The following is a 19,350-nucleotide window of genomic DNA, read 5'->3' as shown; positions in this document are numbered from 1 at the left end:
CACTGAAATAGAATTGACGAGTAGTGACGAATGCCAGCAAAAGTAGCGGTAATAGGCAGCCTGAACATGGACCTGGTCACCCGGGCGCCACGGCTGCCCCGTGGCGGTGAAACCCTGATCGGTCAATCGTTCGCCACGGTGTCCGGTGGCAAGGGCGCCAATCAGGCAGTCGCCGCCGCCCGGCTGGGCGCCCAGGTGTCCATGGTCGGTTGTGTCGGCAACGACGCTTACGGCACGGCGCTGCGCGACGCACTGGTGGCCGAGCAGATCGACTGCCAGGCGGTCAGCACCGTCGAAGGCTCCAGCGGTGTGGCCTTGATCGTGGTCGACGACAACAGCCAGAACGCCATCGTGATTGTCGCCGGGGCCAACGGTGCGCTGACCCCGGCCGTCATCGGCTGCTTCGATGCGGTCCTGCAGGCGGCCGATGTGATCATCTGCCAGCTGGAAATACCCGATGCATCGGTCGGTCATGCGCTCAAGCGTGCCCGCGAGCTGGGCAAGACCGTGATCCTCAATCCGGCGCCGGCCAGTCGTCCGCTGCCGGCAGACTGGTACGCCAACATCGATTACCTGATCCCCAATGAGAGCGAGGCCACGGCCCTGAGCGGTGTGCCCGTGGATTCCCTGGACTCCGCCAAGGTGGCTGCCGCCAGGTTGATCACCCTGGGCGCCGGCAAAGTCATCATTACCCTGGGAGCCCAGGGCTCACTCTTCGCCAGTAACAGCCGCCTGGAGCATTTTCCCGCACCGGCTGTGAAGGCGATTGATACCACGGCAGCCGGCGACACCTTCGTCGGCGGCTTTGCGGCGGCCCTGGCCAACGGTCAGGACGAAGCCGCAGCGATCCGTTTTGGCCAGGTGGCTGCGGCGCTGTCGGTGACCCGTGCCGGCGCGCAACCTTCGATTCCCACCTTGTCTGACGTGCAGGCGTTCAAACCATCATGAAAAAGACTCCGTTACTCAACGTCGCCTTGTCGCGATTGATCGCCTCCCTGGGGCATGGCGACATGGTGGTGATCGGCGATGCCGGCTTGCCGGTGCCCGCCGGCGTCGAACTGATCGACCTGGCCCTGACCCATGGCGTGCCGGATTTCATCAGCACCCTCAAGGTGGTGCTCAGCGAGATGCAGGTTGAAAGCCATGTGCTCGCCCAGGAGATCCTCGACAAACAACCGACGGCGCTGGCCACCCTGGACGAGCTTGATGCGGCCGGCGAGCTGGGTCGGCGCGAGCTGATCAGCCACGACCAGTTCAAGGTACTCAGCCGCCAGGCGCGAGCGGTGGTTCGTACGGGCGAGTGCCAGCCGTACTGCAACATCGTGCTGATCGCCGGAGTGACCTTCTAGACATTCGACATCACTGTTTCCTCACGCACAAGGAGTGCGCCATGCACCGCTATGCTCAGAAACTGCACCAACTGATCCGGAGTTTGCTGCTTTTGTCCTTGATTACTGCAACAGGCGCCCAGGCGGCGGAAAAGATCGACCTGATCATTGACACAGACCCCGGTGCCGACGACGTGGTTGCTTTGCTGTTTGCCCTGGCTTCCCCTGAAGAATTGAACATTCGTGCGCTGACCACCGTGGCCGGTAACGTGCGCCTGGACAAGACTTCGCGCAATGCCCGCCTGGCCCGCGAGTGGGCAGGGCGCGAGGAAGTGCCGGTGTACGCCGGTGCCGCCCGACCGATGATGCGCACGCCGATCTACGCCGAGAACATCCATGGCAAGGAAGGCCTGTCGGGTGTCACCGTGCACGAGCCGAAAGCAGGCCTGGCCGAAGGCAACGCGGTCAACTACCTGATCGACACCTTGAAAGCCGCCAAGCCCCACAGCATCACGATCGCCATGCTCGGCCCACAGACCAACCTGGCGCTGGCATTGATCCAGGAGCCCGAGATCGTCCAGGGCATCAAGGAAGTGGTGATCATGGGCGGCGCGCACTTCAACGGTGGCAACATTACCCCGGTGGCAGAGTTCAACCTGTTCGCCGATCCCCAGGCGGCAGAAGTGGTGCTCAAGAGCGGCGTGAAGCTGACTTATCTGCCACTGGATGTGACCCACAAGATCCTCACCAGCGAATCGCGCCTGAAGCAGATCGCTGCCCTGAACAACAATGCCAGCAAGCTGGTGGGCGATATTCTGAATGAATACGTCAAGGGCGACATGGAACACTACGGCATGACCGGTGGCCCGGTGCATGACGCCACCGTCATCGCCTACCTGCTCAAGCCCGAGTTGTTCAGCGGTCGTGCGGTCAATGTGGTGGTCGACAGCCGCGAAGGCCCGACCTTCGGCCAGACCATCGTCGACTGGTACGACGGCCTGAAGGCGCCGAAAAACGCGTTCTGGGTAGAAAACGGCGACGCCCAGGGGTTCTTTGACCTGCTGACCCAGCGTCTGGCGCGTTTGAAGTAAGCAGCAGTCGCTTCCCGCAGGTGCCAGCCTGCGGGAGTTACTTGGCCGCCGTGTACGCGGCGCCCATGTAGTTCACCGGGTACTTTTCAAATACCTGGGTAATGAACGACTGGGCCGCTTCTGTGCCCAGTTCCTTGACCAGAAGATCTATGCCGATGATTGCCAATTCTTCAGGGCTGCCGGGGCTGTAGGAACTGTGGCCCTGCGGCCACTTGGCCTTGATGTCGGCATCGATACTTACGGTGGTCATGAATAGCGCTCGTGAATGGGTAGAAGTCTGTTTGCGAAGTTAACCATTTTGCGCGGCGTTTGGCACTCCGACTTAGGCATGAGGGGAGGGCTATGCGACACTTGGTCTTTGAACAATGTCCAAGGACCACCCCGTGCAGATTGATTTGAACACGCCCGACGGCTTGACCCTGGATGCCGTTCGCCATTTGCTGGCCTCAGCCAGTGACGATGAGCACACCCAGTTGCGGGTGACTAAAGCCGGCATTGCCTATATATCCTCAGGTGTCGTCGGCGGTACCGACATCGGCGACCTGCTGTTTCGCCTGGAGACCTGGGCCAAGGGTTCCGGTTATGTCGGGCGCGTCGCCGCCAGCGATGAGGTGTGGGTGATGCAGATCTACAACGCGCTGAAAGAGAATTGGCCGAACCCGCCGTTCGACTACATCGACGTCTACTAAGACCTGTTCATATTCAGTCACGATTGAACGATGATCAGCCGGCTGGTGCTCAGGCAAACTTGGCAATTATCCTGTCTGGGGGCAGGGTGCTATCAGCCACGGTGAAACCAATCACCGGAATGGCGGTCGCACGATCTCAGCTTAACTATTGAAAAGAGGAGGCTTCATGCCTTGGAAGCTCGCGTCATTGGGTACTTTGTTGGCCGCCACGTTGCTGGCTGGCTGCAGCAGTACGTCCTCCGAGTCGGCAACAGACCCTGTAGCGTCGACCGATACGGGTCACAGCCGCTGTGAAGCGAAGGCTGCCGAATTCGCCATCGGCAAGAAGGCTTCATCTGAATTGCTGGAACAGGCCCGCACTCGCGCAGGTGCGCAGAATGCCCGGTTCCTGATGCCCGATGACATGGTCACCCTGGAATATCGCTCCGACCGCCTGAACCTCAATACCGATGCGGCTCGAGTGGTCACCCGCGTCAACTGCGGCTGACAGCGTCCGGCGTTTGTTGCACGCATAAAAAACCCCGTCACATGGACGGGGTTTTTTTAGTGCGCCAGAAACTTACTCTGGGCGAACCTGTGCAGCTTGCATACCCTTTTGGCCTTTCTCAGCCACGAAGGAAACGGTCTGGCCTTCTTTCAGGCTTTTGAAACCGTCGCTTTCGATAGCTTTGAAGTGTACGAACAGGTCGTCACCGCCACCTTGAGGAGTGATGAAGCCGAAGCCTTTTTCATCGTTGAACCACTTAACGGTGCCGGTTTGGCGATTAGACATGGTGTATCTCCAAGAAACATATATTTTTTCAGTACTGTGCTGCTCAGGCCAACTGGGCACACCGGGGTATCATAGTCGAAATGTTCGCTTTGGGAGCCCCCCGCAGGTGCTGTTTGCCTAGCTGTCACGCTTGCTTTGCTGCTCATATTGGCTGAAAGCCCCGATTTAAAAGGCTTTCAGCCGAAAGTAAAGACGATAAAAAAAGCGTAAAAACCTGAAAAATTTGTAGTAAAAGGCGGTTTTCAGGGGCTTTTTTGCGATCGTCCAGGCTGAAAACGAGCTCAGATGGGCTTATTTTTTCGCCTTCGGATCGGCTTTGCAGGAGGCGATCTGGGTCAGCGCTTTCTGTTTCAGCGCGTCGCTCGCCTTGTTGTCCATCAATGCCTGGATGTCGCTGGCCGGATACGACTTGATCGCATCGGCGCCACAGGCGCAGTGGGACTTGGCAGCAGCGGCGCCGATCTGCGGCGTGGCCGCCTGGGTGCACTGAGCCATGTATTTCTCGCGCTCGCCCTTCGGCCAGTCCGCGTGGGCGGCCAGTGGCAGCAGCAGGACGACGGGGGCGACGATGGCGAATAAACGATTCAGACGCATGCGGGGATGCTCCTTGTGGGTCAATGTCTTGTTATCTGAGGGGTAAAACCCGGTTCAAGTTCAGCACTCTGGCATAAAAAGCCCTGATTTGCCCGAGCGGCGCGCTGCATGGCGTCGACGACCGTTCATCTGTGCTAGCATGCCTCGCTCGGGCGTTTGCAGGCTCCGGATGACCTTCAGTCCCGGTGGCGGCACAGGCCCGAATAACCCTGATTTGAATCCCAGTCACTCTGGTTCGGTTTCCGGTTGGCCGCAAGGCTCCTGCCGCTGTAAGGCAGGCGTTCGTCATTGAATGGCCTGGACCGGATCTTGTACTGGCTCATCCCAACCCACGTGACCTTTGGTAGGGGTCACCACTAGGAGAGGAGGCGCCATGCCAACTATTACTCTTCCCGACGGCAGTCAACGTTCATTCGATCACCCGGTTTCCGTAGCCGAGGTCGCCGCATCCATTGGTGCTGGCCTGGCCAAAGCCACCGTGGCCGGCAAGGTCAATGGCCAGCTGGTCGACGCCAGCGACATCATCAGCAGCGATTCCACGCTGCAAATCATCACGCCAAAGGATGAAGAGGGGCTGGAGATCATTCGCCACTCTTGCGCCCACCTGGTTGGCCATGCGGTCAAGCAGCTGTATCCGACCGCCAAGATGGTGATCGGTCCGGTCATCGACGAAGGCTTCTATTACGACATCGCCTTCGAGCGTCCTTTCACCCCGGACGACCTGGCCGCGATCGAACAGCGCATGCAGCAGCTGATCGAGAAAGATTACGACGTGATCAAGAAAGTCACTCCGCGCGCCGAAGTGATCGAAGTGTTCAAGGCCCGTGGCGAAGACTACAAGTTGCGCCTGGTCGAGGACATGCCGAACGAACAGGCCATGGGCCTGTACTATCACGAAGAATACGTCGACATGTGCCGCGGCCCGCACGTGCCGAACACCCGTTTCCTCAAATCCTTCAAGCTGACCAAGTTGTCCGGCGCCTACTGGCGCGGCGATGCCAAGAACGAGCAATTGCAGCGCGTCTACGGCACCGCCTGGGCTGACAAGAAGCAGCTGGCGGCTTACATCCAGCGCATCGAAGAAGCGGAAAAACGCGATCACCGCAAGATCGGCAAGCGCCTGGGCCTGTTCCACACCCAGGAAGAGTCGCCGGGCATGGTGTTCTGGCACCCGAACGGCTGGACCCTGTACCAGGTGCTGGAGCAGTACATGCGCAAGGTTCAGCGCGACAACGGCTACCTGGAGATCAAGACTCCGCAAGTCGTTGACCGCAGCCTGTGGGAGAAATCCGGGCACTGGGCCAACTACGCCGACAACATGTTCACCACCCAGTCGGAAAACCGCGACTACGCCATCAAGCCGATGAACTGCCCGTGCCACGTGCAGGTGTTCAACCAGGGCCTGAAAAGCTACCGCGAGTTGCCGATGCGCCTGGCCGAGTTCGGTGCCTGCCACCGTAACGAGCCATCGGGTGCGCTGCACGGCATCATGCGCGTGCGTGCCTTCACGCAGGACGACGCCCACATCTTCTGCACCGAAGAGCAGATGCAGGCCGAATCCGCCGCATTCATCAAGCTGACCATGGACGTCTACGCCGATTTCGGCTTTAAAGACGTCGAGATGAAGTTGTCCACTCGTCCGGAAAAACGCGTAGGTTCCGACGAACTGTGGGATCGCGCCGAGGCTGCCCTGGCTGCAGCCCTTGATAGCGCGGGCCTGCCGTACGATCTGCAACCGGGCGAAGGCGCTTTCTACGGTCCGAAGATCGAGTTCTCGCTGAAAGATTGCCTTGGCCGCGTCTGGCAGTGTGGTACCCTGCAGCTCGATTTTAACCTGCCTGTCCGTCTGGGAGCCGAATACGTCTCCGAAGACAACAGTCGCAAGCACCCGGTCATGTTGCACCGGGCGATCCTTGGATCCTTCGAACGTTTCGTCGGAATCCTGATCGAGCACTACGAGGGCGCGTTCCCTGCGTGGCTGGCTCCGACCCAGGCAGTGATCATGAATATCACTGACAAGCAGGCTGAATTCGCCGCTGAAGTTGAAAAAACTCTCAACGAAAGCGGATTTCGTGCCAAGTCTGACTTGAGAAATGAAAAGATCGGCTTTAAAATCCGCGAGCATACTTTGCTCAAGGTTCCTTATCTCTTGGTTATCGGAGATCGGGAAGTCGAGATGCAGACTGTCGCTGTGCGTACTCGTGAAGGTGCTGACCTGGGCTCGATGCCCGTCGCCCAGTTCGCTGAGTTTCTCGCGCAAGCGGTTTCCCGGCGTGGTCGCCCAGATTCGGAGTAATTACTATTAAGCGTGAAATGAGACAAGATAAACGAGCTGCACCGAAAGCCCCGATCAACGAGAATATCTCGGCACGCGAGGTTCGGTTAATTGGGGCTGAAGGCGAGCAGCTTGGGATTGTGTCAATTGAAGACGCGCTTCTTAAGGCTGAAGAAGCCAAGCTCGATTTGGTGGAAATTTCCGCCGATGCTGTACCTCCTGTCTGCAAGCTGATGGACTACGGCAAATCGATCTTCGAAAAGAAGAAGCAGGTTGCCGCAGCCAAGAAGAACCAGAAGCAGATCCAGGTTAAAGAAATCAAGTTTCGTCCAGGGACGGAGGAAGGGGATTACCAGGTAAAACTGCGCAACCTGGTACGTTTCCTGAGTGATGGGGACAGGGCCAAGGTATCCTTGCGATTCCGCGGCCGTGAGATGGCCCACCAGGAGCTGGGGATGGAACTCCTCAAGCGAGTTGAAGGTGACTTGCTCGAGTACGGTTCGGTCGAACAGCATCCTAAGATGGAAGGACGCCAACTGATCATGGTCATCGCCCCGAAAAAGAAGAAGTAATCATTTGGGCACGGCAGGCCTACTGATTATGTTTATCAACTGAATGCGGAGTATCCGAACATGCCAAAAATGAAAACTAAAAGTGGTGCTGCTAAGCGGTTTCTGAAAACTGCTAACGGTATCAAGCACAAGCACGCTTTCAAGAGCCACATCCTGACTAAAATGTCGACCAAGCGTAAGCGTCAACTGCGCGGTAGCAGCTTGCTGGCACCGTGTGACGTGGCAAAAGTCGAGCGCATGCTGCGCCTTCGTTAATTTAGTCAAGAATAGAGGAAGTAACTCATGGCTCGTGTAAAGCGTGGCGTCATTGCCCGTAAACGTCACAAAAAAATTCTGAAACTTGCTAAAGGCTACTACGGCGCTCGTTCGCGCGTATTCCGTGTTGCCAAGCAAGCGGTAATCAAGGCAGGCCAATACGCCTACCGTGACCGTCGTCAGAAAAAACGTCAGTTCCGCGCTCTGTGGATCGCTCGTATCAACGCTGGTGCACGTATCAACGGTCTGTCCTACAGCCGTTTCATCGCCGGCCTGAAAAAAGCGTCCATCGAGATCGACCGTAAGGTTCTGGCTGATCTGGCAGTGAACGAAAAAGCGGCGTTTGCTGCGATTGTCGAGAAAGCTAAAGCCACCTTGGCTTAAGTACCCCCGACAGTCACCCTGCCTCACCTTTGTGGGGCCAGGTGTTAAACGTCATAAATAGGGGAAGAGCCTTCAAGCTCTTCCCCTATTTTGTATCTGGAGTCTGTACATGGAAAACCTGGATGCGCTCGTCTCTCAAGCACTAGAGGCTGTGCAAAGCGCTGAAGATATCAATGCCCTGGAGCAAATCCGGGTTCACTACCTTGGCAAGAAGGGCGAATTGACTCAGGTGATGAAGACCCTGGGGAATCTGCCGGCAGAAGAGCGTCCGCAAGTCGGCGCCCTGATCAACGTTGCCAAGGAGCGTGTCACAGAGGTTCTCAATGCCCGCAAGGCACTGTTTGAAGAGGCCGACCTGGCCGCCAAACTGTCTGCCGAGTCCATTGACGTGACCCTGCCTGGCCGCGGCCAGACCTCGGGTGGTCTGCATCCGGTTACGCGTACTCTGGAACGAATCGAACAGTTCTTCACCCATATCGGCTACGGCATCGCCGAAGGCCCTGAGGTCGAAGACGACTACCACAACTTCGAAGCGCTCAACATCCCAGGCCACCACCCGGCCCGGTCGATGCATGACACCTTCTATTTTAATGCCAACATGTTGCTGCGCACCCATACCTCGCCGGTACAGGTCCGCACCATGGAATCGAAACAGCCGCCGATCCGCATCGTCTGCCCAGGCCGTGTGTACCGCAGCGACTCCGATATCACCCACTCGCCGATGTTCCACCAGGTCGAAGGCCTGCTGGTCGATCGCGACATCAATTTCGCCGACCTCAAGGGCACCATCGAGGAATTCCTGCGGGTGTTCTTCGAGAAGGAACTCGCGGTGCGCTTCCGTCCTTCGTACTTCCCGTTCACCGAGCCATCCGCTGAAGTCGACATGGAATGCGTGATGTGCAGCGGTAAAGGCTGCCGTGTCTGCAAACAGACTGGCTGGCTGGAAGTCATGGGCTGCGGCATGGTTCACCCGAACGTGCTGCGCATGTCCGGGATCGACCCGGAAGAGTTTTCGGGCTTTGCCTTCGGCATGGGCGTCGAGCGTCTGGCCATGCTGCGTTACGGCGTGAACGACTTGCGTCTGTTCTTCGACAACGACTTGCGGTTCCTCGCGCAATTTCGCTAGTCGTAACGAATTCTTAGGAGAGCAGGATGAAATTCAGTGAACAATGGCTGCGCGGCTGGGTAAGCCCGCAGGTAAGTCGCGACGAGCTGGTTGCTCGTCTGTCGATGGCCGGTCTTGAGGTCGACAGCGTCACGCTGGCCGCCGGTGAATTCAGTGGTGTGGTCGTGGGCGAGGTGCTGAGCACCGAGCAGCACCCGGACGCCGACAAGCTGCGTGTGTGCCAGGTCAGCAATGGCGCCGAAACCTTCCAGGTCGTGTGCGGTGCGCCTAACGTGCGCCCGGGCCTGAAGATCCCGTTCGCCATGATCGGCGCCGAGCTGCCAGGCGACTTCAAGATCAAGAAAGCCAAGCTGCGTGGCGTTGAGTCCAACGGCATGCTGTGCTCGCAAGCCGAACTGCAGGTTGGCGAAGGCAACGATGGCTTGATGGAATTGCCGGTCGATGCACCGGTTGGCCAGGACATCCGTGAATACCTGGGCCTGGACGACGCCAGCATCGAGGTCGACCTGACCCCGAACCGCGGCGATTGCCTGTCCGTAGCCGGCCTGGCCCGTGAAGTCGGTGCGCTGTACGCCGCCCAGGTCACCCGTCCGGTCGTGGCCACTGTGCCCGCCGTGCACGACGAAGTGCGCTCGGTGGAAGTCCTGGCGCCGGCCGCTTGCCCGCGCTACCTGGGCCGCGTGATCCGTAACGTCGACCTGTCCAAGCCAACGCCACTGTGGATGGTCGAGCGCCTGCGTCGTTCCGACGTCCGGAGCATCGATGCTGCCGTCGACATCACCAACTACGTGATGCTGGAACTGGGTCAACCGCTGCACGCCTTCGATCTCGCCGAAATCAATGGCGGCATCCGCGTGCGCATGGCCGAAGAAGGCGAAAAACTGGTACTGCTCGACGGTCAGGAAGTCAGCCTGCGTAGCGATACCCTGGTCATCGCCGACCACACCCGCGCCCTGGCGATTGCCGGCGTCATGGGTGGCGAGCACAGCGGCGTCAACACCGCGACCACTCGCGACGTCTTCCTCGAAAGCGCGTTCTTCGACCAGATCGCCGTCGCTGGCAAGGCCCGTTCCTATGGCCTGCACACCGACGCCTCGCACCGCTACGAGCGTGGCGTGGACTGGCAGTTGGCCCGTGAAGCCATGGAGCGCGCCACCGGCCTGCTGCTGGAAATCACCGGCGGCGAAGCCGGCCCGATCATCGAAACCGTCAGCGAACAGCACCTGCCGTCGATCGCACCGGTCACCCTGCGTGCCCAGCGCATAAGCCAGATGCTCGGCATGGAAATGGAACCGGCCGAAGTCGAGCGCCTGCTCAACGGCCTGGGCCTGAAAATTTCCGCCGACGGGGCAGGGCAGTGGCGCGTAGAAGTGCCGAGCCATCGCTTCGACATCAGCCTGGAAGTCGACCTGATCGAAGAACTGGCTCGCCTGTACGGCTACAACCGCCTGCCGGTCCGCTACCCGCAAGCCCGCCTGGCGCCACAAGCCAAGGCCGAAGCCCGCAGTGACCTGCCAGAACTGCGCCGCCTGCTGGTCGCCCGTGGTTACCAGGAAGCGATCACCTACAGCTTCATCGATCCGAAACAGTTCGAGTTGTTTAACCCAGGCGTTGAACCACTGCTCCTGGCCAACCCGATCTCCAACGACATGGCCGCCATGCGTTCGTCGCTGTGGCCGGGCCTGGTCAAGGCGCTTCAGCACAACCTGAACCGCCAGCAGGATCGCGTCCGCCTGTTCGAAAGCGGCCTGCGCTTCGTCGGTCAACTCGACGGCCTCAAGCAAGAGCCGATGATCGCCGGTGTCGTCTGTGGCAGCCGCCTGCCGGAAGGCTGGGCGCAAGGTCGCGACGTCGTCGACTTCTTCGACGTCAAGGCCGACGTGGAAGCCGTATTGGGCTTCGCCGGTGCACTGGATTCGTTCACGTTCGTGCCGGGCAAACACCCCGCGCTGCACCCGGGTCAAACCGCGCGCATCGAACGCGAAGGCCGCCTGGTCGGCTTCGTCGGCGCCATCCACCCGGAATTATCGAAAACCCTCGGTCTCGACCGTCCGGTGTTCGTATTCGAGCTGGTTCTGGCGGAAGTGGCACTGGGTAAAATGCCTAAATTCCAGGAGTTATCGCGCTTTCCTGAAGTGCGACGTGACCTGGCCCTGATCGCGGAAAAAGACGTCGCAGCCAGCGCCGTTCTCGACGTAATCCGTGAAAATGCAGGCGAATGGCTGACAGACCTCAGGCTATTTGACGTGTATCAGGGTAAAGGCATTGATCCTGATAGAAAAAGCCTTGCAGTCGGCTTGACCTGGCAGCATCCATCGCGCACTCTTAATGACGATGAGGTGAATACCACGACGCAAAATATCCTCACCTCGCTCGAACAAAGGTTGAACGCCACGTTAAGGAAGTGACGTATGGGGGCTCTGACGAAAGCTGAGATGGCGGAACGTCTGTATGAGGAGTTGGGCCTGAATAAACGGGAGGCCAAGGAATTGGTCGAACTGTTTTTTGAAGAAATCAGGCACGCTCTGGAAGACAACGAACAAGTCAAATTGTCCGGTTTCGGCAATTTCGACCTTCGGGACAAACGCCAGCGGCCTGGCCGCAATCCGAAAACGGGAGAAGAAATCCCGATCACGGCTCGCCGTGTGGTCACCTTTCGTCCAGGGCAGAAGTTGAAGGCCCGAGTTGAGGCTTATGCTGGAACCAAGTCATAACGACGAGCTACCCGTCATCCCAGGCAAACGCTACTTCACCATTGGTGAAGTCAGCGAGCTGTGTGCGGTAAAACCGCACGTGCTGCGCTATTGGGAGCAGGAGTTTCCTCAACTCAATCCCGTCAAACGCCGCGGAAACCGCCGGTATTATCAGCGACAAGACGTGCTGATGATCCGGCAGATCCGCGCGCTTCTGTACGATCAGGGCTTCACCATCGGTGGCGCACGCTTGCGTTTGTCCGGCGACGAAGCCAAAGATGACACCACCCAGTACAAACAGATGATCCGGCAGATGATTGCCGAGTTGGAAGATGTGCTGGTCGTACTCAAGAAATGATTTTTTGCTTTTAAATACTTCCAGTTTTCAAAAGCTTGCGATATATTCTTGAGCGTCCTTCGAGGTGAAGGATGAGTTTCACGCCTAGTCGGGGCGTAGCGCAGTCCGGTAGCGCACTAGCATGGGGTGCTAGGGGTCGAGTGTTCGAATCACTCCGTCCCGACCATATAATTCAATGACTTAGCCCAACTTTCGCGAGTTGGGCTTTTTCATGTGCGTGACTTTTGCGTGACTTCTCGATTTTTCACGCCTGCTTCCTCTTCAAGATTGTCAGGACCGGTCCACGCGAATCGGTTGCTGATACCATGTTCGCAGCTTCGATCAAATGCCCGAGCTCAGCGCCCGAGTAGTGACTGGTGATGCTGCCGTTCTTGTGGCCCAGAAGTGCCTTGCGGTCTTCCTCGGTGACGCCTGCTGCGCGTAACCGCCGGCCAAATGTGTGTTTGAGGTCGTGAATCCTTATGGATGCATAACCTGGGTGAGCGGGGCGAAGGTTTTCCTCCTGCCAGAGTTTCGCCGCTCTCACCCGCGCCTTCTTCCAGGCTGAGTCGTTCATCCGGTGCATTGCGTTGCCGTTGTAAGGGAAAACCCATTCCTTGCTCAGGCCCCGCTGCTGCTCGATGATCGACCTGGCCACGCTGTTGAGCACGACGAGTCGCTCGTCACCGTTTTTCACACCTGACCGTTCGTGACGCCCGCCGAAGTCCGCAGGTATCAGAAAGACGCTGGTACCAAGTTCCGGTACCGAAATCTCCCAATCCCAGCGCAACTTGCAGACCTCTTGCTCCCGCGTGCCGGTGTTCACTTTGAACAGCGCCATCGTCTGCAGGTGCGCCGGCAACTCTCCAAAAAGAATCGACTGCTCCGGCCATGACATCGGGTACGGCTTGCGGCTCGACTTCTTCTCTTCCAGCTTCGTGAGCATCGGCACGCTATCCAGCCATGGCCTTCGCTCATCGTCTCGCCACTTCCTGGCACACAACGACAAAACTCGAACCACACGCTCGATCGAGATATTCACCGTCCTGTTACTGACGCCTTTTTTTACCTTGCCGCCTTCAAGCTTCTTGGTCGACAACCTGTCCTTGATGAACGGCACCAGGGCCTGGTCATCAATGTGGGTCAGCGGCATGTCGCCTATGAACGGGTCCAGCTGGGAAAGGTGGTGCGCCGAAAGCTTGATTGATGGCTGGTTTTTGAACTCCAGCAGGAAGCGAGTTGCCGCCTCCCGCCAGATCCGCACTTTCTTTACGCCGTACACCTTCTGTTGCCGGATCTGCTCCAGCCGGTAGATCAGGTAGCGTTCCGCTTCTTCCCGGTCACCAGTTCCAGTGCTTTCGTAAAGTCGTTCTCCGTTGATTTTCTTGTCGATATGCCAGATGCCTTTCCTCTCGGAGAGGCCGGTAATCGATTTTCGCGCCATGATTTATCTCCTTTCAGGCGCTCGCTGCGGGGCAATTGTTGCTCCGGGGCGCGTTTTTTATCAATTGCTTTGGCCTCGACGTACGCCGTTGCCCAGTCATCCAGCTCCTGCCGGTCGAAGCCGACACCGCGCTCGCCTATGGGAAACTCGCTGACATAGGGGCGCACGGTTTTATCGAATTCAGCGCGGCACATGCCCAGGTAGATGGGCGCAGCGCCGGCACGGATGAAGCGGGGAAGGATGCTTTCGCGCCGGGGCCGAGAGGGCGCCTGCGCCAGTTCTGCAGACATAGGTGCTCCATGCCGCGCGTGGCGGCAGAAGGTGGGGAGGGGATTATTCGTCGTCGGATTCGGGGTCTTCGTCACCGTCATGGCTGACGCTAATTGGGAGTTTGCCAAGGCGCTCCAATGCCAGTACGAGACCGATACGTAAACCCTTGGCCATATCTTTCGTGAGCATGATCTCGACCGGGTCATCGGTACCGAGCTGAAGGGTCACGCCTTCTTTGGCGTTGTCGGTGATGATTTGCAGCTGATCGGCCTGCCGTTTATGCCAGGCAAGCAGCGCTTCGATCATCTCGCCGACCTCTTGCGGTGCGCCGACCGTACCTTCCAGCGCACCGGCGACCAGCTTCTCCAGCTCTAATTTTTCATCTTCGGCCCTCTCCAGCTGGTCGGCGGCGGCGAAGGGGCTTCCCACCATTGACCAGCTGCTGGCGAATACCTGGGCTTGTTCCATGATGGCTTTGAGGGTTTTCTCAGACATGCGAATTCCTCGCCCGCCGTTCACCGGCAGGCTGGTAGGTGGAAGAGGGGTTACTTGCGGCGCTGGAATTCAGTGCAGCGGACAATCACGGTCTGGGCGTCACGGGCGAGCGCCGGCATAGTGCTGAATGGCAGGTGGCTGCAATTTCGGAGGGCGTGGACGCAGGCGCGACACATGCCGCCTTTCGGTTGGTGGATCATGGCTTCCACCTCTTGCCCACGCGGAACACCATCATCATGTTGTGATGGCGTGGCACTTTTAGGACGTCGTCGAAAAACTCGCCCTTTCCAGAGATGAATCCAGTAGGCACCTTGCTTCCTGCGATTCCGAATTCTCTCCAGCATTCTTCGCCGCCGTTCTCGTCCCAGTAAGCGCGTTCGCGTTTAGGGATCTCATCGTAGGTTTTCGTGAACACTGAGTGATCCGGAATATCGCAGATCCGGCGCCATGCGGGATGGCGCTTGCACCAGTCGGCGGCATGCTGAAAGGCTTGCTCGGCAGAATAAAATTCTTTGGTGTTTTCTGTCATCACCGTGGCCCCGAGTAGATGAGCCAGGCCATGTAGGCGAGGGCGATCATAGAAGGTGTGCTCCCGCTTCGAGTAGGCCGTCGCGGTCTTCTCGCAGGTTGTCTCGCTCTGCCTTCAGTTGGTCGCGCTCTACAATCGTGCCCTTCCAGTTTTCGTACCAACCCTTGGAGAGGGCTTTTTCTTTATCCAGTTCAGCCTTCAAGTCCACGACCATCGACAACAGCTCTTCACCGTCGCTATTCATGTCGGCGTTCAGGGCACTGCCAATCGCGCCCATGTCCATGCAAGCCGCAAGAAGCATGCGCTGGTTGCGCTCCAGATCCGCGATCAACTCAAGTACCACGGCTGGCGGCACCGCCATCCCGTAATCATTCAACGCAACGTAGTCGCCACAGTCGTTCTTGGCGGCTTCGGCCAGGCGCTTCAGTTCGGTGTAGTCGGTCATCAGCATTCACTCCAGTTCATTGCCTGGATGTATTCGCACGGAACCACCAGCCTGTCGGGTGGCAGGGTGCTTTCGGTCTTGGTGTCGCCGAAATACGCAATGGCTGCCTGGGCACGCTCAAGCGAAAGCTGGGCATGACGCATCTGCCAGGACTTTCTCTGTTTGTACGACCGCAGCGCTAGAGCCTTGTCGATGTAGGCGAATCGCCGACCGTGCTCGCCGCCCTCCTTAAGGACGCGCTTGCGATACTGCTTCAGCAGGGACTCACGCTGCGAGCCACCGAAGAGGTTGTTGTGGAATTCATCCACGATGTACCAGAACTGCTCGGTCTCACCGATAACCACGAACTTTTTACAGGTTACTTCCAGGCCTTTCGGGTCCATCTCGTCGACGTATCGATAATGGGCCGGGCCGAGCTTTTTATTTTCCATGGGCGTACTCGTCCTTGCCGCTATAGCGGCTGACTTTTAGTTGGTTAACGAAATTGGGGGGAGGGCGCCGGAAATTAAGATTTTCGCGGCTGGGTTAAGATTTTCTCGGGTGGAGTACAAATGTACTCCTGTCGGAATCAGACGCCCGGGCGGCCCTTAAAGGCGAGCCAAATATAGTGCCGGCCTTTGGCGGTGATTTTGATCTTGCTGGTCTGCCTGTTCCAGCTGATCACCCGGAGCTCTTCCAGGATGGTGGTCAGCGTGTGCCCCTGATGCCAGGCAGCCAGCGCCTTGATGCAGCCTTGGGCCAGCAGGCCACGGTAATCGGTGTGACCGAAGTTGGTGCCTTGGAACACGCTCTGCATCTGCTCGTCGGTCACCAGGTCGGTGACGGTGTTAACGTCCGGATCGCGCCGGCAGCACTTGTGGGTCATGGTTATGGCGTCCTATGCCGGGTCATGCCCGGACGGTTGATAAGTTTAAAAAGTAAGAAAAAAGCCGCTTTTGTAGGGTTTGAAAATGTCGTGACGCCAGGATCTGGGCTTTGAACAAGCCCAGGACCTATCCATGAAACGATTTTTTGAAGACCTGTTGTTCCAGATGCTGATCGACCAGGTGTTAAAGCAGATTTACCACCTGATCGAATGGCTCAACTCGATGCCATGGCAGTTGTGGTTTGCTTGAGTCAGGCGGCGAGACGCTGGTAGAGATCGATGATGTCGGCGGCATTGGCCCTGAACAAGGCTTCGGCCTCGTCCGGGCACACGCTGTTTCCGATCAGCCGCACCTGGTCCGTCTTGTTAATGTCGCGCCACTCTTCGGAGCCGGTGACCGGATCGACGAAAAGCCCGCGGTCGATGATGTAGTCCTTGTCGAAGCCTTGCGCCGCCTTCAGCTCCGGCGGTTGCAGCATGCGCAAGGTGATGTCGACCAGCACATAACCTCCGACCATGACCATTTCGGCCGGGTCCGTGAATTGCTCAGGCAGGTATTCGTGCATGAAAGCGGCGCAGCGGCGGGCACCTTCCATCTGCTCAGGCGTCAGGGTGTCCGGCACCTGAACAACCTCGACCAGCGCAACACGATCCTTCGTTGGCAGGGTGTGCATCGGCTCGGCCAGCGAAATACCGTCCTTCTCGTTGCCGTAATACTTCACCAGGTACGCGTTCACCAGTCGCTGGTTGGCGCCGGATTGGCAGATGGTCGACATCGGGTCATAAGCCGCTCGGCCGTCGCCCTTGTAATAACCGCCATTCGCTTGTTCGAAGAATGCTGCGACAACACCGTGCCGTGCAGCTCCAGCTAGCACGGTCTGTGTTGGGTCGTCGGGTGAGCTGCCGACTGCGTTCTGACCGAACGCCGTCATGTGTGTGGCAACCATCGCGAAGTGGCCGCCTTTGACTTGGGCGACCTGCGTGCGCAGCGGCTCTTGGGCATCGAAGTTGCGTTGCGACGAGCCGTTAGCGCATTCGGTGAGGAATGGCGCGGCAACCGGCTGCACAAGTGCGTGGTGGGTGCCGCCGGCGCTGATGGTCGACAACGCCTCATTCGTGCCGTGGGTGCTGGTGTGCGCCGATGACGTTCCGCGCATTGGGACGATAAAGGGCTTGGCACTGGTCAGGACGTGTCGCCAGCAGCCCTTGGCCACTCGGCGCATGGTGTTAACTGCCATAGGCTTGTCGCGGAATATGGTGCGCCCGAGGTTGCTCCAATCGATGCATTCCGACGCCGCACGCCATGGAAGCTGTTTGGCCGCTGGCTTCTTGTGGCGTACCGGTTCAGGCCAGACGATCGGAAGTCCGTCACTCCGTGCCACCAGGTAGAGACGCTTGCGAATGGTCGGGGCGCCGGCGTTGGCCGCGATTCGCTCCCGCCATTCGACGTTGTAGCCAAGTCCGCGAACGAGGCATTCAGCCGGGACGAACTCGCCGATGGATTGGAGTATCTCCGACATATCAGGGTGATCAGCTGGCAGGCCGGTGCTCAGCGCGGCAATGAATGAGCGGAAGGTGCGACCACGCTCTGCCTTGATCGGCTGGCCATCGTCGTCAATCGGCCCCCAATCGCAGAACTCTTCGACGTTTTCCAGAAACATCAGGCGCGGCCGGGTGGCGAATGCCCAGCGGACGACGACCCAGGCTAGCCCTCGCACCTTGCGGTCGCGGGGTGCGCCGCCCTTAGCCTTACTGTGGTGGCGGCAGTCCGGTGATGCCCAAAGGATGCCGACCGGCTGGCCGCCTGTGGCATGAACCGGATCGACCTCGAACACATCAGCGACATAGTGCGCGGTGGCCGGGTGGTTGGCGCGGTGCACAGCTAGGGCGATAGGGTTGTGGTTTACCGCCACATCCGGCTCCCGGTAGGCCCGGGCGATACCGGTGCTCGCGCCGCCGCCGCCGGCGAACAGATCCACCACCAGTTCTTTCTGGAAGGGCAGACCCATGCTCGGCTGACCATGGATGAACTGATGTTTTTTCTGGAGTGCGGACATAGAGGATCCTCGCCGGCTGGCGTGATTCGTTAAAAAGGGGTATTTGTGTTCGGCCGGCATAGGGCCGGATTAAGGAGCGACGAATGACTGAAGAGTACAAGGCAAAACTTGGCGTTCCGGCTGAACACACGCTGGTAGAAATATCTGCTAAGCGTGAGCAACGGCATGGCCAAGACGCGGATATTTACGAATTAGAAGAACGCAACGCTGCTGGTGAGGTGGTAGGTGTTCACCACATTCGCGACACCATGTCCATTTATCCGCCCCATACGCGGCAAATCATTGTGGAGTGAGAATCTCATCCCCCGGATCCTGCTGAATCATCAGCAGGCTCTTCCGGTGAAAAGCCAGCGACACGCTTTGGGATACCTCAATAACGTGTCGCGGCGGATCAAGCATCGGCAGGCACTTTTGAGGCCCTAACTCATGTAACCGGTGAATCATCAGCGTGATGGCCTCGCCCTGTTCCTCGATTCCGCTCCAGGCCATCAGCTCAGCGAGTGCTTGGCGTGTGCCGGCCATGCAATGCAGCCTGATTTCTTCCTCGCCGCGAGTCTTTCGCCTCGCCGCGAGTCTTTCGCCTCGCCGCAGTCTTTGCCGATCGTTCTTTCTGCGCGGCTGCCATGGTTTACCTCTTCTATTCCGCTGGCTGGGATCGCCATCCAGGCCTGTCGTTTGCGTTGCTGGACTCGGTGCTTCATCGAAAGGCGGGCTTCATCTTCGGATAGTCGATGTCGTAGTCCTTGATCAGCCTGAGGAGCAGCGTGGTGCTGATGCTCAAGGCTTTCGCGCACTGGCTCCGGTTGATGCCCTTCGCCATGCATTCCTTCACTCGAATGACGAGCAAGGCCTCTGACTCAGGCTTTGCCTTGTTCGGCGCGAAGGCCTTCTTCGGCCCGACCTTGAATTCGATGTTGTAGCGCCGGCCGATCCCGCGCAGCACGCCGAGCGTTATGCCTTCCTTCTCGCAAATCTCGCTACGATTTAGGGTCTTGGCCAGCGCTCGAATGCGCACGACCTGCTCGCCGGAAGCGACCTTTGCTGGCTCGCCCTGGAAATTCGGCGTCATGCTTCGGTTGTAGTTCGGCGGGCGGTGGATGATTCCGCAACTGGGAAGCTCCTCAATAGT

At 58.5% G+C, this 19,350-nt stretch carries 26 protein-coding genes, 1 tRNA gene and 1 pseudogene; 15 read left to right on the top strand and 13 right to left on the bottom strand.

The window, feature by feature from the left end; all coding sequences use genetic code 11:
• The first annotated feature begins 30 nt into the window (after positions 1-30).
• The 3 genes from rbsK to HYI44_RS22585 are packed head-to-tail and all read left to right on the top strand — an operon-like array spanning position 31 to position 2,419.
• The gene (gene rbsK / locus HYI44_RS22595; protein WP_225570573.1) at positions 31-948 is read left to right on the top strand and encodes a ribokinase; all 918 of its coding nucleotides are present in this window, start codon (positions 31-33) and stop codon (positions 946-948) included.
• A complete protein-coding gene (gene rbsD, locus HYI44_RS22590) occupies positions 945-1,349 on the top strand; it encodes a D-ribose pyranase (RefSeq protein ID WP_225570572.1) in 405 nt (134 codons plus the stop codon). Before rbsK ends, rbsD begins: the two co-directional genes overlap by 4 nt.
• A 41-nt stretch (positions 1,350-1,390) precedes the next feature.
• On the top strand, positions 1,391-2,419 hold the full coding sequence (locus HYI44_RS22585) for a nucleoside hydrolase (protein ID WP_045057912.1): 1,029 nt from the start codon (positions 1,391-1,393) through the stop codon (positions 2,417-2,419).
• Between the two features lie 37 nt (positions 2,420-2,456).
• On the opposite strand, the gene HYI44_RS22580 is transcribed toward HYI44_RS22585, so the two are convergent.
• The gene (locus HYI44_RS22580) at positions 2,457-2,669 is read right to left on the bottom strand and encodes a hypothetical protein (protein ID WP_045057911.1); all 213 of its coding nucleotides are present in this window, start codon (positions 2,667-2,669) and stop codon (positions 2,457-2,459) included.
• A gap of 133 nt (positions 2,670-2,802) precedes the next feature.
• On the opposite strand from HYI44_RS22580, the gene HYI44_RS22575 reads away from it, so the two are divergent.
• Positions 2,803-3,108, top strand: coding sequence for a hypothetical protein (locus tag HYI44_RS22575; RefSeq protein ID WP_045057961.1), 306 nt, complete (start codon positions 2,803-2,805; stop codon positions 3,106-3,108).
• 166 nt (positions 3,109-3,274) lie between these two features.
• Positions 3,275-3,595, top strand: coding sequence for an I78 family peptidase inhibitor (locus HYI44_RS22570; protein WP_122838302.1), 321 nt, complete (start codon positions 3,275-3,277; stop codon positions 3,593-3,595).
• A 72-nt stretch (positions 3,596-3,667) separates the two neighbouring features.
• Here HYI44_RS22570 and HYI44_RS22565 read toward each other — a convergent pair whose 3' ends face one another.
• Positions 3,668-3,880 (bottom strand): cold-shock protein, encoded by a 213-nt coding sequence (locus HYI44_RS22565; protein ID WP_003179963.1) that lies wholly within the window; start codon positions 3,878-3,880, stop codon positions 3,668-3,670.
• Positions 3,881-4,171: 291 nt separating this feature from the next.
• A complete protein-coding gene (locus HYI44_RS22560; protein WP_122838303.1) occupies positions 4,172-4,474 on the bottom strand; it encodes a hypothetical protein in 303 nt (100 codons plus the stop codon).
• A gap of 373 nt (positions 4,475-4,847) precedes the next feature.
• Here HYI44_RS22560 and thrS point away from each other — a divergent pair, with 373 nt between their 5' ends.
• The 9 genes from thrS to HYI44_RS22515 all read left to right on the top strand — a co-directional run bounded on the left by thrS (position 4,848) and on the right by HYI44_RS22515 (position 12,303).
• Positions 4,848-6,770 carry a threonine--tRNA ligase gene (gene thrS / locus HYI44_RS22555; RefSeq protein ID WP_225570571.1) on the top strand — a complete coding sequence of 641 codons (1,923 nt, stop codon included), beginning with the start codon at positions 4,848-4,850 and terminating at the stop codon, positions 6,768-6,770.
• Positions 6,770-7,321: a translation initiation factor IF-3 gene (infC, locus tag HYI44_RS22550; RefSeq protein ID WP_176469887.1), complete on the top strand. Its 552-nt coding sequence runs from the start codon at positions 6,770-6,772 to the stop codon at positions 7,319-7,321. The genes thrS and infC overlap by 1 nt, the downstream gene beginning before the upstream one ends.
• A 60-nt stretch (positions 7,322-7,381) precedes the next feature.
• Positions 7,382-7,576, top strand: coding sequence for a 50S ribosomal protein L35 (rpmI, locus tag HYI44_RS22545; protein ID WP_008145659.1), 195 nt, complete (start codon positions 7,382-7,384; stop codon positions 7,574-7,576).
• A gap of 27 nt (positions 7,577-7,603) precedes the next feature.
• Positions 7,604-7,960, top strand: coding sequence for a 50S ribosomal protein L20 (rplT, locus tag HYI44_RS22540; protein WP_007905879.1), 357 nt, complete (start codon positions 7,604-7,606; stop codon positions 7,958-7,960).
• 109 nt (positions 7,961-8,069) lie between these two features.
• Positions 8,070-9,086: a phenylalanine--tRNA ligase subunit alpha gene (gene pheS / locus HYI44_RS22535; protein WP_007905876.1), complete on the top strand. Its 1,017-nt coding sequence runs from the start codon at positions 8,070-8,072 to the stop codon at positions 9,084-9,086.
• Positions 9,087-9,112: 26 nt separating this feature from the next.
• Positions 9,113-11,494 carry a phenylalanine--tRNA ligase subunit beta gene (pheT, locus tag HYI44_RS22530; RefSeq protein ID WP_225570570.1) on the top strand — a complete coding sequence of 794 codons (2,382 nt, stop codon included), beginning with the start codon at positions 9,113-9,115 and terminating at the stop codon, positions 11,492-11,494.
• A 3-nt stretch (positions 11,495-11,497) separates the two neighbouring features.
• Entirely contained in the window at positions 11,498-11,800 is a 303-nt protein-coding gene (ihfA, locus tag HYI44_RS22525; RefSeq protein WP_002553164.1) for an integration host factor subunit alpha, read from the top strand.
• Entirely contained in the window at positions 11,781-12,137 is a 357-nt protein-coding gene (locus tag HYI44_RS22520; protein WP_003179985.1) for a MerR family transcriptional regulator, read from the top strand. Before ihfA ends, HYI44_RS22520 begins: the two co-directional genes overlap by 20 nt.
• Positions 12,138-12,226: 89 nt before the next feature.
• Positions 12,227-12,303, top strand: a tRNA-Pro gene (locus HYI44_RS22515).
• A gap of 78 nt (positions 12,304-12,381) precedes the next feature.
• Here the strand turns inward: HYI44_RS22515 and HYI44_RS22510 are convergent.
• The 8 genes from HYI44_RS22510 to HYI44_RS22475 all read right to left on the bottom strand — a co-directional run bounded on the left by HYI44_RS22510 (position 12,382) and on the right by HYI44_RS22475 (position 18,221).
• Positions 12,382-13,545, bottom strand: coding sequence for a tyrosine-type recombinase/integrase (locus tag HYI44_RS22510; RefSeq protein WP_225570620.1), 1,164 nt, complete (start codon positions 13,543-13,545; stop codon positions 12,382-12,384).
• On the bottom strand, positions 13,431-13,850 hold the full coding sequence (locus tag HYI44_RS29450) for a hypothetical protein (protein WP_225570569.1): 420 nt from the start codon (positions 13,848-13,850) through the stop codon (positions 13,431-13,433). The genes HYI44_RS22510 and HYI44_RS29450 overlap by 115 nt, the downstream gene beginning before the upstream one ends.
• A 43-nt stretch (positions 13,851-13,893) precedes the next feature.
• A complete protein-coding gene (locus tag HYI44_RS22500) occupies positions 13,894-14,325 on the bottom strand; it encodes a hypothetical protein (RefSeq protein ID WP_225570568.1) in 432 nt (143 codons plus the stop codon).
• Positions 14,326-14,521: 196 nt separating this feature from the next.
• A complete protein-coding gene (locus HYI44_RS22495) occupies positions 14,522-14,854 on the bottom strand; it encodes a hypothetical protein (RefSeq protein ID WP_225570567.1) in 333 nt (110 codons plus the stop codon).
• Positions 14,855-14,900: 46 nt separating this feature from the next.
• On the bottom strand, positions 14,901-15,299 hold the full coding sequence (locus tag HYI44_RS22490) for a hypothetical protein (protein ID WP_225570566.1): 399 nt from the start codon (positions 15,297-15,299) through the stop codon (positions 14,901-14,903).
• On the bottom strand, positions 15,299-15,730 hold the full coding sequence (locus HYI44_RS22485) for a hypothetical protein (protein ID WP_225570565.1): 432 nt from the start codon (positions 15,728-15,730) through the stop codon (positions 15,299-15,301). Before HYI44_RS22485 ends, HYI44_RS22490 begins: the two co-directional genes overlap by 1 nt.
• Positions 15,731-15,867: 137 nt before the next feature.
• Positions 15,868-16,164, bottom strand: coding sequence for a hypothetical protein (locus tag HYI44_RS22480; protein ID WP_225570564.1), 297 nt, complete (start codon positions 16,162-16,164; stop codon positions 15,868-15,870).
• 251 nt (positions 16,165-16,415) lie between these two features.
• On the bottom strand, positions 16,416-18,221 hold the full coding sequence (locus HYI44_RS22475; protein ID WP_225570563.1) for a DNA cytosine methyltransferase: 1,806 nt from the start codon (positions 18,219-18,221) through the stop codon (positions 16,416-16,418).
• Positions 18,222-18,304: 83 nt separating this feature from the next.
• Here HYI44_RS22475 and HYI44_RS22470 point away from each other — a divergent pair, with 83 nt between their 5' ends.
• Complete coding sequence (locus tag HYI44_RS22470) at positions 18,305-18,514, top strand: hypothetical protein (RefSeq protein ID WP_225570562.1); 210 nt, start codon at positions 18,305-18,307, stop codon at positions 18,512-18,514.
• On the opposite strand, the gene HYI44_RS22465 is transcribed toward HYI44_RS22470, so the two are convergent.
• The gene (locus HYI44_RS22465; protein WP_318653942.1) at positions 18,501-18,743 is read right to left on the bottom strand and encodes a hypothetical protein; all 243 of its coding nucleotides are present in this window, start codon (positions 18,741-18,743) and stop codon (positions 18,501-18,503) included. The two genes, HYI44_RS22470 and HYI44_RS22465, sit on opposite strands and share 14 nt — an antisense overlap.
• Positions 18,744-18,918: 175 nt before the next feature.
• Positions 18,919-19,350 (bottom strand): annotated as a pseudogene (locus HYI44_RS22460) (hypothetical protein); the annotation flags it as partial.

It is taken from the genome of Pseudomonas sp. Y24-6, from assembly GCF_020295325.1.
In the GTDB taxonomy this organism is placed as follows: domain Bacteria; phylum Pseudomonadota; class Gammaproteobacteria; order Pseudomonadales; family Pseudomonadaceae; genus Aquipseudomonas; species Aquipseudomonas gregormendelii.
This window is presented reverse-complemented; position numbering and strand designations above follow the sequence as displayed.

What these genes read in the sequence shown, in the direction of transcription:
- rbsK (WP_225570573.1), top strand. Translation starts at nt 31, where the DNA reads ATGCCAGCAAAAGTAGCGGTAATAGGCAGCCTGAACATGGACCTGGTC.
- rbsD (WP_225570572.1), top strand. Translation starts at nt 945, where the DNA reads ATGAAAAAGACTCCGTTACTCAACGTCGCCTTGTCGCGATTGATCGCC.
- HYI44_RS22585 (WP_045057912.1), top strand. Translation starts at nt 1,391, where the DNA reads ATGCACCGCTATGCTCAGAAACTGCACCAACTGATCCGGAGTTTGCTG.
- HYI44_RS22580 (WP_045057911.1), bottom strand. Translation starts at nt 2,669, where the DNA reads ATGACCACCGTAAGTATCGATGCCGACATCAAGGCCAAGTGGCCGCAG.
- HYI44_RS22570 (WP_122838302.1), top strand. Translation starts at nt 3,275, where the DNA reads ATGCCTTGGAAGCTCGCGTCATTGGGTACTTTGTTGGCCGCCACGTTG.
- HYI44_RS22565 (WP_003179963.1), bottom strand. Translation starts at nt 3,880, where the DNA reads ATGTCTAATCGCCAAACCGGCACCGTTAAGTGGTTCAACGATGAAAAA.
- HYI44_RS22560 (WP_122838303.1), bottom strand. Translation starts at nt 4,474, where the DNA reads ATGCGTCTGAATCGTTTATTCGCCATCGTCGCCCCCGTCGTCCTGCTG.
- thrS (WP_225570571.1), top strand. Translation starts at nt 4,848, where the DNA reads ATGCCAACTATTACTCTTCCCGACGGCAGTCAACGTTCATTCGATCAC.
- rpmI (WP_008145659.1), top strand. Translation starts at nt 7,382, where the DNA reads ATGCCAAAAATGAAAACTAAAAGTGGTGCTGCTAAGCGGTTTCTGAAA.
- rplT (WP_007905879.1), top strand. Translation starts at nt 7,604, where the DNA reads ATGGCTCGTGTAAAGCGTGGCGTCATTGCCCGTAAACGTCACAAAAAA.
- pheS (WP_007905876.1), top strand. Translation starts at nt 8,070, where the DNA reads ATGGAAAACCTGGATGCGCTCGTCTCTCAAGCACTAGAGGCTGTGCAA.
- pheT (WP_225570570.1), top strand. Translation starts at nt 9,113, where the DNA reads ATGAAATTCAGTGAACAATGGCTGCGCGGCTGGGTAAGCCCGCAGGTA.
- ihfA (WP_002553164.1), top strand. Translation starts at nt 11,498, where the DNA reads ATGGGGGCTCTGACGAAAGCTGAGATGGCGGAACGTCTGTATGAGGAG.
- HYI44_RS22520 (WP_003179985.1), top strand. Translation starts at nt 11,781, where the DNA reads ATGCTGGAACCAAGTCATAACGACGAGCTACCCGTCATCCCAGGCAAA.
- HYI44_RS29450 (WP_225570569.1), bottom strand. Translation starts at nt 13,850, where the DNA reads ATGTCTGCAGAACTGGCGCAGGCGCCCTCTCGGCCCCGGCGCGAAAGC.
- HYI44_RS22500 (WP_225570568.1), bottom strand. Translation starts at nt 14,325, where the DNA reads ATGTCTGAGAAAACCCTCAAAGCCATCATGGAACAAGCCCAGGTATTC.
- HYI44_RS22495 (WP_225570567.1), bottom strand. Translation starts at nt 14,854, where the DNA reads ATGACAGAAAACACCAAAGAATTTTATTCTGCCGAGCAAGCCTTTCAG.
- HYI44_RS22490 (WP_225570566.1), bottom strand. Translation starts at nt 15,299, where the DNA reads ATGACCGACTACACCGAACTGAAGCGCCTGGCCGAAGCCGCCAAGAAC.
- HYI44_RS22485 (WP_225570565.1), bottom strand. Translation starts at nt 15,730, where the DNA reads ATGGAAAATAAAAAGCTCGGCCCGGCCCATTATCGATACGTCGACGAG.
- HYI44_RS22480 (WP_225570564.1), bottom strand. Translation starts at nt 16,164, where the DNA reads ATGACCCACAAGTGCTGCCGGCGCGATCCGGACGTTAACACCGTCACC.
- HYI44_RS22475 (WP_225570563.1), bottom strand. Translation starts at nt 18,221, where the DNA reads ATGTCCGCACTCCAGAAAAAACATCAGTTCATCCATGGTCAGCCGAGC.
- HYI44_RS22470 (WP_225570562.1), top strand. Translation starts at nt 18,305, where the DNA reads ATGACTGAAGAGTACAAGGCAAAACTTGGCGTTCCGGCTGAACACACG.
- HYI44_RS22465 (WP_318653942.1), bottom strand. Translation starts at nt 18,743, where the DNA reads ATGGCCGGCACACGCCAAGCACTCGCTGAGCTGATGGCCTGGAGCGGA.